General features: G+C 40.2%; 10 protein-coding genes and 1 rRNA gene. 8 read left to right on the top strand and 3 right to left on the bottom strand.

The window, feature by feature from the left end; genetic code table 11:
- Window positions 1-123: 123 nt before the first annotated feature.
- Window positions 124-711: a class D sortase gene (locus KHA95_RS13750; protein ID WP_213138105.1), complete on the top strand. Its 588-nt coding sequence runs from the start codon at window positions 124-126 to the stop codon at window positions 709-711.
- Window positions 712-838: 127 nt separating this feature from the next.
- Window positions 839-2,587, top strand: coding sequence for an ABC transporter ATP-binding protein (locus tag KHA95_RS13745; RefSeq protein WP_213138104.1), 1,749 nt, complete (start codon window positions 839-841; stop codon window positions 2,585-2,587).
- Between the two features lie 272 nt (window positions 2,588-2,859).
- Here the strand turns inward: KHA95_RS13745 and KHA95_RS13740 are convergent, their stop codons facing one another.
- Together KHA95_RS13740 and KHA95_RS13735 are read right to left on the bottom strand one after the other, a co-directional pair.
- Window positions 2,860-3,936, bottom strand: coding sequence for an FUSC family protein (locus tag KHA95_RS13740; RefSeq protein ID WP_213138103.1), 1,077 nt, complete (start codon window positions 3,934-3,936; stop codon window positions 2,860-2,862).
- A gap of 48 nt (window positions 3,937-3,984) precedes the next feature.
- A complete protein-coding gene (locus KHA95_RS13735; protein WP_213138102.1) occupies window positions 3,985-5,271 on the bottom strand; it encodes a glutamate-1-semialdehyde 2,1-aminomutase in 1,287 nt (428 codons plus the stop codon).
- A gap of 166 nt (window positions 5,272-5,437) precedes the next feature.
- Between KHA95_RS13735 and KHA95_RS13730 the strand changes: the two genes are divergently transcribed.
- The 4 genes from KHA95_RS13730 to perR all read left to right on the top strand — a co-directional run bounded on the left by KHA95_RS13730 (window position 5,438) and on the right by perR (window position 7,678).
- Complete coding sequence (locus KHA95_RS13730; protein WP_481748451.1) at window positions 5,438-5,818, top strand: ion channel; 381 nt, start codon at window positions 5,438-5,440, stop codon at window positions 5,816-5,818.
- 78 nt (window positions 5,819-5,896) lie between these two features.
- Window positions 5,897-6,373, top strand: coding sequence for a thioredoxin-dependent thiol peroxidase (gene bcp, locus KHA95_RS13725; protein ID WP_213138100.1), 477 nt, complete (start codon window positions 5,897-5,899; stop codon window positions 6,371-6,373).
- 224 nt (window positions 6,374-6,597) lie between these two features.
- Window positions 6,598-7,143 (top strand): cob(I)yrinic acid a,c-diamide adenosyltransferase, encoded by a 546-nt coding sequence (locus tag KHA95_RS13720; RefSeq protein ID WP_213138099.1) that lies wholly within the window; start codon window positions 6,598-6,600, stop codon window positions 7,141-7,143.
- Between the two features lie 100 nt (window positions 7,144-7,243).
- On the top strand, window positions 7,244-7,678 hold the full coding sequence (perR, locus tag KHA95_RS13715; protein ID WP_213138098.1) for a peroxide-responsive transcriptional repressor PerR: 435 nt from the start codon (window positions 7,244-7,246) through the stop codon (window positions 7,676-7,678).
- Between the two features lie 35 nt (window positions 7,679-7,713).
- Here the strand turns inward: perR and KHA95_RS13710 are convergent, their stop codons facing one another.
- Window positions 7,714-8,067, bottom strand: coding sequence for a YgzB family protein (locus KHA95_RS13710; protein WP_213138097.1), 354 nt, complete (start codon window positions 8,065-8,067; stop codon window positions 7,714-7,716).
- Window positions 8,068-8,214: 147 nt separating this feature from the next.
- Between KHA95_RS13710 and KHA95_RS13705 the strand changes: the two genes are divergently transcribed.
- Window positions 8,215-9,081, top strand: a complete 867-nt coding sequence (locus tag KHA95_RS13705) for a nucleotidyltransferase-like protein (RefSeq protein ID WP_213138096.1) — start codon at window positions 8,215-8,217, stop codon at window positions 9,079-9,081.
- Window positions 9,082-9,400: 319 nt separating this feature from the next.
- Window positions 9,401-10,952 (top strand): 16S ribosomal RNA (locus KHA95_RS13700).
- Window positions 10,953-10,987: the final 35 nt, after the last annotated feature.

The following is a 10,987-nucleotide window of genomic DNA, read 5'->3' as shown; positions in this document are numbered from 1 at the left end:
AGAAATGCTAGAAACACACTCTATTTTGTCAGAGTGTGTTTCTTCTTTAAATTGGAAATCCTTTTTGGAAAATGTATCATTGTTATAAAGCACAAACATGAAGTTTTTTTAGGGGGAAGTTCGGTGAAAAAAATAATTGGCTTTACGTTTGTTCTCCTTGGTATTCTTCTTATATCATATCCTCTCTATCAAGAATGGACTCAAAAGAAAGATGTGAAGGCATTAGAGGAAGCATTCGCGTTAATTAAGGAATCAGACGGGGGGGAGCTTGATTTAACAGTAATTGATCATTTACCTTTTTCAAAAGAGGAAATCGATCATATGTTAGAGCTTGAAATACCCTCTATAAACTTAAAGCAGTTTGTTTTAGATGAAACAACAGATGAAAATTTGAAAATCGCCCTCACTCAAATCAAGAGAGAGCAAACGCCAGGTGTCGGTAATTTTACGATTGCAGGTCATAGAGGGTATCGAGATGGTCGTCACTTTCGTCATTTAGCTGAAGTACCGATTGGAGAAAAGGTTTTCTTGCACGCGGATGATACAACCTATATATATGAAGTAATTGGAACTGACGTAATTAAAGCAACAGATGTAGAAGTGCTGAATGATACGCCTGGTAAAAATGAAATTACATTAATTACATGTACCGCAACAGGGATTGAACGAGTTGCTGTTAAGGGACTTCTGCAAGATACCGTAAAAAACTAAAAGAAACCTCCATTTTTACTTTGCGAGCCAAAGTAATTTATAAAATCGCTTATTATGATAAAATTAATTCGTCTGTCGTAATATATACGAGTTGATTGTGCTTTTTTGTAAAAGGGGGACTTCTTATTTGGGAGTAATAAAAAGATATTTACAGTTTGTTAAACCATATCGTTGGAAAATATTCGCGACTTTATTAATTGGAATTGTGAAATTTGCGATCCCACTATTGATTCCATTTTTGATGAAGTACGTCATTGATGATATTTTGGAAGTTCATACAATGACCGCCGATGAAAAGACGACAAAATTAATGATGATGATGGGGATTATGTTATTAATTTTTGTCGTTATAAGACCGCCAATTGAATATTACCGTCAATATTTTGCCCAATGGACCGCCAGCAAAATATTATTCGATATTCGCGAACGGCTTTTTACTCATATTCAAAAATTAAGTTTTAAATATTATGCGAATACTCGGGCTGGTGAGGTCATTTCTCGAGTGATTAATGATGTCGAACAAACGAAGGAATTTGTCATTACCGGACTGATGAATCTTTGGCTAGATGCAGCGACCGTTATCATTGCTATTATTATTATGATAACGCTGGATGTACCTTTGACGCTGGTGTCATTGATCGTGTTTCCGCTTTACATGTTTTCTGTCCGTTATTTTTTCGGGAATTTACGGAAACTAACTCGCGCACGCTCGCAAGCATTGGCTGAAGTTCAAAGCTATCTTCATGAACGAGTGGCGGGGATGTCTGTAATTAAAAGCTTTGCGATCGAAGACCATGAGCAGAAACGTTTTAATAAAACGAATGCTAATTTTCTCGATAAAGCTTTGACACATACGAGCTGGACGGCTAAAGCATTTTCGGTCGTTAATACGATTACAGATATTGCACCGTTGATCGTCATTGCCTATGCTGGCTATCAAGTGATACATGGTAATCTAACGCTTGGTACAATGGTAGCATTTATGGGGTATGTGGAAAGATTGTATAATCCGCTGAGAAGACTCGTAAACTCCTCAACGACGCTTACACAATCAATTGCTTCAATGGACCGTGTGTATGAACTAATCGATGAAAAGTATGATATTGATGATGCTTCAGATGCAGTCGAGTTAAGAGAAGTAAAAGGGAATATTACATTTGAAAATGTGACGTTTGCTTATGATGAGAAGGAAGCACCTGTATTGCATCAAATTAATCTAGATGTAAAAGCCGGAGAGACGATTGCACTTGTTGGAATGAGTGGTGGAGGCAAATCATCACTTGTCAGTTTAGTTCCTCGTTTTTATGATGTAACGAAAGGTAGAATTTTACTGGATGGGATCGATATCCGTCAGTTCAAAGTTCGTAGTTTACGTGATAAAATCGGAATGGTTCTCCAAGACAATATTTTATTTAGTGAATCAGTTGAAGCGAACATATTATTAGGGAAGCCTGAAAGTACAAGAGAAGAAGTGTATCGTGCTGCAGAAGCGGCAAATGCTCATGAATTTATCACTAATCTTCCCAATGGCTACGATACGATGGTAGGGGAGCGAGGGGTAAAGCTTTCCGGAGGACAAAAACAACGGGTCGCGATCGCACGTGTCTTTTTAAAAAATCCACCAATCCTTATATTGGATGAGGCTACATCTGCCTTAGATTTGGAAAGTGAGGCACTAATTCAAGAGGCTTTAGAAAAGCTAGCAAAAGATCGAACAACATTAATTATTGCGCACCGTTTGTCAACAATAACTCATGCAGATCGGATTGTTCTTATTGAACACGGTCAGATTACGGAAATTGGTACGCATGAAGAATTAATGGCGAAAAGAGGCAATTACTATCAATTATTCCAAGTGCAACAATTAGATAGCTAAAAAAGGGGCTGTCTAAAAGGTAATACTAATCGGTTTGTTGGTAAACATCGTGCGCTAGAATGCCCATCTCGTGGATTTATTATCGGCGAGGGTAAATCGAACATGTTTCGATTTACCTTATTGTGGATTTTTTGCCGGAAAGGGTCATTCGGATGAAGTTCGATTGATCAAAATGACGTAAAAAATGCGATCAGAAGGAAAGGGATAACTTTCTGTGCATAAAAAGGGGCTGCCCAGAAGTCAACTTTTATTGACTTCTAGGACAGCCTCTTTTACATTTCGGCAATCGTTAACTCACTTTCTTTCTTATGATACGTTTGAAAGGAGCGAATAAGCTTTTCCAATTGTTCAAGCTGTTCCTCGTATTCAATTGTCGCAGAAAGAATATGCATTAAATGGTAAGGCTGAAAATCATCTTCATCTTTACTTTTCTTTATTTCTTTAATAAATGCGTCCATTAATTGGTCGCGGTTGAAAATGCCTTCGCTGAATGCATCAAGCTCAATTTCGGGCCGTACATGTCCTGTAAACTTTAATAAAAGTTGCTCATGATAACTTAATAAATAATCGAGTCGCTCACGCGTATGCATTTGCAATGATTCAGGAAGCTGATGAAGGATGTTTTCATAGCGATATTGCAGCTTTAATATATCAAGACTTTTTTGAGTGACGAGAATCATTTGCCGATAAATAACAAGTTTTCTCAGCTTGGCGAATTCGTGTTTTTTGAACAAACGTCGTTCTTCTTGAAACATCGTATACAATTGATTCATTTGACTAATCTGTTTCTTCATATTTCCAAGGTCACGTTTAAGAAGTTTATCTTCCGAAGCGAACCTTGTTGCAAGCCTCATCCATTTAATAATGTCCTCTGTCGGACCAGAGATGCTTTGAAAAAGTCTCGTTTCATGCTTAGGCGGCAGAAATACTAAGTTGACTGCAAACGACGATAAGATTCCTAATAAAATCGCTGATGACCTTAATAAAGCGAAATGCAAAAAATCATCTGCTGGGGCTTCCATAATCGCAATAATCGTGACGAGCGCTAGTCTGATTGAATTTTCTAGTTTAAGCTTTACCATGATAATAATGACAATAACTGCCGCCAAGCCAATAAAAACAATATGATTGCCAAATAATAAAACAAAAACAATTGCAATCAAGGCCCCGATGACATTTCCTTGAATTTGTTCCAGAATCGATAAATAAGATCGATAAATAGTTGGTTGAATAGCAAATATAGCAGCGATACCTGCAAAAATAGGTGCAGGTATTTGGAGAAGCTGTGCGAGATAAAGCGCCAGCGTAATGGCAATTCCCGTTTTTAACATGCGGGCACCGAGCTTCATATTCCGACTTTCCTTTCTAATGACCATTTGGGATTAACAATTGATTACCTACATTTCTTTAAAGGCATTCTCCACTGCAGCAATGGTTTTCATAATGTCTTCTTCCGTATGAGCAATCGTTAGGAACCATGCTTCATATTTGGAAGGGGCTAAATTGATCCCTTGCTTTAACATTTTTTTGAAAAATACAGCAAACATTTCTCCGTCTGTTGCTTCTGCTTGCTCATAGTTTACCACTTTTTCTTTCGTAAAGTAGATCGTGAGCGCACCTTTTAATCGGTTTACTGAAATAGGTGCGTTGTATTTTTCAGCTGCTTGTAAAATTCCCTTTTCCAATAAAGCACCAAGTCGGTCAAGTTCTTCATAAATCCCATCTGCTTTTAATACTTCTAAACAGGCAATGCCTGCGAGCATCGAAGCTGGGTTTCCGGCCATCGTTCCCGCTTGATATGCGGGACCAAGCGGAGCTACTTTTTCCATAATGTCTTTTCTGCCGCCATATGCGCCAATAGGTAGACCACCACCGATAATTTTACCAAGTGCTGTTAAATCTGGAATGACCCCGATGATATCTTGAGCAGAGCCATATGTAAATCGAAATGCAGTGATCACTTCGTCAAAAATGAGCAATGCTCCATTTGCATGTGCGATTTCTTTTACTGCTTCAAAGAAGCCAGGTTGTGGCTCAACGATTCCGAAATTCCCAACGATAGGTTCCGCGAGTACGCCCGCAATTTCATTACCCCATTTAGTCATCGCTTCCTTATATGCTTCGATATCATTGAATGGAACGGTAATGACTTCTTGTGCAATGCTTTGCGGAACACCAGCAGAATCAGGCATCCCTAATTGAGAAGGACCAGAACCGGCAGCGACAAGAACCAAATCGGAATGTCCATGATAACAGCCAGCAAATTTTAAGATTTTATTGCGTCCTGTATATGCGCGAGCCACACGAATCGTTGTCATCACAGCTTCTGTTCCTGAATTAACAAAACGAACTTTATCTAGCGAAGGGATCGCTTCTTTAATCATTTTTGCGAATGTTACTTCATGAACCGTCGGTGTCCCATACAAAACTCCGGTTTCCGCCGCTGTTTTAATCGCCTCTGTAATATGTGGATGTGCATGCCCCGTAATGATTGGGCCGTATGCAGCTAAATAATCAATGTAACGATTCCCATCGACATCATATAAATAAGCCCCTTTTGCTTTGTCGATTGCAATCGGGGCACCGCCGCCAACTGCTTTATAGGAGCGGGAAGGACTGTTGACCCCGCCGACAATATGTTCCAATGCTTCCTTATGTAGTGCTTCTGATTTTGAAAAATTCAATGAAAATGCCTCCTAAAAACTTACTTGTTCCATCTTCCTATTGTAATCATTCCCTTTGCTCAGCGCAATCAAAGCATTGGTCTAGTTAAAACAATACGAGCGTAAAATAAACGGACAAGGATAATCGGGGTGGTTCAAATTGTGGTATGTCATTTTGTTAGCCATTATGATTTGTATCGTCATGGCTTTAAGAACATTATTTTTTCCCGCTCGTTTTAGTTACAAGCAGGTTTCGTTCGAGAACTTTGTTTTTCTTGGCTACACCTATGCCATTATTATGCTTGGCTTCGGCTTAATATTTCTTATGTTAAAAATAAAAGGGTATGTCGTTTTTATTGAGCCAGAGGAATTAGCAAGTACGAGTTGGATCGAACAACTCGGAACCTCTATTTATTTAAGTGGGATTACATTATTTTCGGTTGGCTATGGAGATATTGTTCCAGTTGGTATTGGCCGCTTTCTAGTCATTGTTGAAGCATTGCTTGGCTATACGATTCCTGCCGCTTTTGTCGTTCGTTCATTTATTGATTATGATCCGACCAATTGAAAGAGAAGTAACATTCGTTGAATTCATCACGTGCTTTCGGTACGCTTAAGGAAGTGAACGATGACAGGAGGGCGTAATATGACGGTAAAACAATATGAACAAGCACCAGCATTTCAATTGCCAGCAAGTAATGGTGAAAATGTAGCACTTTCTGATTTTCTTGGGGAAAAACATATCATTTTATATTTTTATCCAAAAGATATGACTCCAGGCTGTACGACACAAGCATGTGATTTCAGAGATCGATATGAAGATTTTTCCGAACTTGACGTTGTTATCCTGGGAATCAGTCCCGACCCGCTTGAACGTCATGAAAAGTTTATTGAAAAACACGGTTTACCATTTCTTCTCTTAGTAGATGAAAATCATGAGGTCGCCAAAAAATATGGCGTTTGGCAATTGAAGAAAAACTTTGGTAAAGAGTATATGGGAATTGTCAGATCAACCTTTCTGATTAATAAGGAAGGAAAACTCATCCAAGAATGGCGAAATGTAAGAGTGAAGGGGCATGTGGAAAAGGCTTTAGAATTTGTAAAGGAAACATTCAAGTCTTGATGTAATTGCGCCCTTTTTTACTGAAATACGGCTGTTGTCCATGCTGATAAAGGAATCGGAGCATACATTATATCAGGCATACCTCCTCAGGTAATAACGATTGAAAGGACTGTTAAATGACAGTCCTTTTTTTTCGTGTATAGGAAGACCAAACTTAAAGTACTAATAAGTAATTAATGATAAAATATATTATTATAGAACAAATTAGAATGGAGGCCTCGGAATTGAAGATTTATACGAAAACAGGTGATAAAGGGACGACCTCTTTAGTATACGGGCAACGAGTCGCCAAAAACGATATTCGCGTTGAAGCTTACGGAACATGTGATGAAGCGAATTCGATGATCGGTTTAGCACTTAGCCATATACCAGAGCAAGACAGTAAATTTCAAGAAGTACGTGAAGTATTTCATCGAGTGCAAACGATCCTTTTTCATGTAGGAGCAGAATTAGCAACTCCGAGTGGTAAGGAGGTAAAATGGAAGCTCGAGCATGAACATGTGAGTGACCTTGAAACGGTGATTGATAAATGGGACACTACCTTACCACCGTTGAAAACGTTCATCCTTCCTGGGGGGCATCCGGCGGGAGCCGCTTTACACGCAGCGCGGACGGTCATTCGAAGAGCGGAAAGATGTGCAATTGCAATTGAGAATGTAAACCCGACCGTTTTATCTTATTTAAACAGATTATCCGATTTTCTCTTTGTTGCTGCCAGGTACGTAAATGCTCAATTGGGAGCCGTAGAAAACAAACTTCATGATAGTTAAAGGAAGGTAATGATTGACAAAAGCTTAATGAACCTAGTACACTATTTATAAGGATTATAAAAAGAGAATGAATTTATTATTAGAAAAGGGGTGCATGGCGATGTCAGACACTCAATTGAAAGAAGCAATTCATACATTGAAGGAAACTGGTGTGCGAATCACTCCGCAACGTCATGCGATTTTAGAATATTTAATCCAGTCGATGTCACATCCGACCGCCGATGATATTTATAAATCACTTGAACATAAATTTCCTAATATGAGTGTTGCTACGGTTTATAATAATTTGCGGGTGTTTCGGGAAGTTGGACTCGTAAAGGAATTAACTTACGGAGACGCTTCAAGCAGATTTGATTTCGTAACGTCTGATCATTATCATATTATTTGTGAAACATGCGGAAAAATGGTTGATTTTCATTATCCAGGTCTAGACGAAGTAGAGCATCTAGCTTCACATGTCACAGGCTTTAAGGTTTCGCATCATCGTTTGGAAATTTACGGAGTTTGTTCGGATTGCGACAGAGGTGCACATTAGAAAAGGATTGCCCAGAAAAGGGGCAATCCTCTTTTTTATGTACGTCTTTTTCGATTATAATCCTCGTTAAATTCTTTCCCCTCAAGTTCCGGATCTAATGTTAGTGGTTCGGAACAATACATGCACATATCAACCCGTCCCAATACTTTCGTTTGTTTATTACAATTGGGGCAAATCACTTGAACGGCTTTTGTTGAAAGCATGCCAATCCAAAAATATACGACAGTACTCGCTACAATGGACAAAAGACCCAACACCATGAATAGAGTTGCAACAATTGGATGATTTCTAAAGAAGATTCCTCCATACATAATTATAAATCCAATAAAGACCAAGCTTAATGCAAATGAACGTATTTTGTTGATTTTATTTGAATATTTTTTTGACATAATGAAGCCCTCCTAAAAGCTTACTATAACATAAATAAGCTTAAACAATTTATTAAAAATAAAACGTTGTATGAACAAGAAGGAAATGTCCGAGTATTTGTCGAAGAAAGACACAGGTGTAAGAAATCGATTTTGGGGGCAATGATTATGGAGGATATGTTAAGACCAGTTTATCAAGAGCAAGCAAGTAATCTGAATACGCTCGGAATTTTAAAAGTTGATAAAAAATATAATACGGATACATTAACAGACACATTCGACGTCATTCTACTTTCCGTCGTTCGTACGCTTGAGAAACCAGTTATTATTAAACATTATCAATATAATGAGAAAAAAGCCGCGTTACATATAGTAGAAGAAGAACAATTGAACGAATGGTTGCTCCTTGGCTCTAATCGTAAAATTGTCGAATGGATTTATGAGGGGGAAATTTTATTCGATCGAAATGAATACTTTGAAAAACTAAGAAACGAATTATATGAGTTTCCTTTTTATGGACGGAAAATTAAAATGGGAATCGAATTCGCTAAATTAATTCGAAGATATTTAGATGGTAAGACTTTTTTTGAAAACGGTCATTATTTAGATGCCTATAATCATATCGTTCATTCGCTTCACCATTTAGGGAGATTATCAATTATTGAACGTGGATTTCATCCAGAACTGACTGTTTGGAATCAAGTGAAAAAAATTGAGCCAGAAATATTTAAGTTATATGAAGAACTTGTGAAAAGTGAAGAAACAATAGAAAAGAGATTAGAACTATTGTTTCTCGCCAGTGAATTTTTAATTAATACCAGAGTTTCTATTGGAGTAGCCCACTTATTAGAAATTATTGAGGGGAGACCGTTATGGAGTATTGAAGAAATCATCTCACATCCCGAGGTTCAATATTATGGGGTTGATATCAATATTCTATTAGAGTATTTAATAGATAAAAGCATCATTAAAACAATTGAAATGAATGACGAGAATACAAGGCTTCAAGAGTGTTTTTATACAATAAAAAAATAAAATGTAAATTAGGTGTTGACGAAACAAATGAACCTTGGTATAGTAGTAAACGTCGCTGCTGACAGAGTTTAAAAAGCGGCGGCGTGAAAAAGTTTTTTTGAAAAAAGTGTTGACAGTGAAATAGACAGATGTTAAGATATGAAAGTCGCTGTCAGAAACAGCAGGCAAGTTTGATCTTTGAAAACTGAACGAAACGAACGTTAAATTAATTTTTAAACAATGGTTTTAACCATTGCCAGCAAGAGTAAGGATCAACGACTAAGAACGTCACATCCTGTGACAACGTCGTTGTGACTCGCATCGTGCGAGCCTAAACTTCTTTTATGAGAGTTTGATCCTGGCTCAGGACGAACGCTGGCGGCGTGCCTAATACATGCAAGTCGAGCGAATGGATGGGAGCTTGCTCCCTGAAGTTAGCGGCGGACGGGTGAGTAACACGTGGGCAACCTGCCTGTAAGACTGGGATAACTTCGGGAAACCGGAGCTAATACCGGATAATTTCTTTCCTCGCATGGGGAAAGGTTGAAAGGCGGCTTCGGCTGTCACTTACAGATGGGCCCGCGGCGCATTAGCTAGTTGGTGAGGTAACGGCTCACCAAGGCAACGATGCGTAGCCGACCTGAGAGGGTGATCGGCCACACTGGGACTGAGACACGGCCCAGACTCCTACGGGAGGCAGCAGTAGGGAATCTTCCGCAATGGACGAAAGTCTGACGGAGCAACGCCGCGTGAGTGATGAAGGTCTTCGGATCGTAAAACTCTGTTATCAGGGAAGAACAAGTATCGGAGTAACTGCCGGTACCTTGACGGTACCTGACCAGAAAGCCACGGCTAACTACGTGCCAGCAGCCGCGGTAATACGTAGGTGGCAAGCGTTGTCCGGAATTATTGGGCGTAAAGCGCGCGCAGGCGGTCTCTTAAGTCTGATGTGAAAGCCCACGGCTCAACCGTGGAGGGTCATTGGAAACTGGGAGACTTGAGTGCAGAAGAGAAGAGCGGAATTCCACGTGTAGCGGTGAAATGCGTAGAGATGTGGAGGAACACCAGTGGCGAAGGCGGCTCTTTGGTCTGTAACTGACGCTGAGGCGCGAAAGCGTGGGGAGCGAACAGGATTAGATACCCTGGTAGTCCACGCCGTAAACGATGAGTGCTAAGTGTTAGAGGGTTTCCGCCCTTTAGTGCTGCAGCAAACGCATTAAGCACTCCGCCTGGGGAGTACGGCCGCAAGGCTGAAACTCAAAGGAATTGACGGGGACCCGCACAAGCGGTGGAGCATGTGGTTTAATTCGAAGCAACGCGAAGAACCTTACCAGGTCTTGACATCCTCTGACAACCTTAGAGATAAGGCGTTCCCCTTCGGGGGACAGAGTGACAGGTGGTGCATGGTTGTCGTCAGCTCGTGTCGTGAGATGTTGGGTTAAGTCCCGCAACGAGCGCAACCCTTGATCTTAGTTGCCAGCATTTAGTTGGGCACTCTAAGGTGACTGCCGGTGACAAACCGGAGGAAGGTGGGGATGACGTCAAATCATCATGCCCCTTATGACCTGGGCTACACACGTGCTACAATGGATGGTACAAAGGGCTGCAAGACCGCGAGGTTTAGCCAATCCCATAAAACCATTCTCAGTTCGGATTGCAGGCTGCAACTCGCCTGCATGAAGCCGGAATCGCTAGTAATCGTGGATCAGCATGCCACGGTGAATACGTTCCCGGGTCTTGTACACACCGCCCGTCACACCACGAGAGTTTGTAACACCCGAAGTCGGTGGGGTAACCCTTTTGGGAGCCAGCCGCCGAAGGTGGGACAGATGATTGGGGTGAAGTCGTAACAAGGTAGCCGTATCGGAAGGTGCGGCTGGATCACCTCCTTTCTAAGGAATATTGTTGGCAGCTAGGCCAACAAAAA

The sequence above is a fragment of the Bacillus sp. FJAT-50079 genome (assembly GCF_018343515.1).
Classification (GTDB): domain Bacteria; phylum Bacillota; class Bacilli; order Bacillales; family Bacillaceae_C; genus Lederbergia.
The sequence above is the reverse complement of the archived record's forward strand: the minus strand, read 5'-3'. Positions and strand labels throughout refer to the sequence as shown.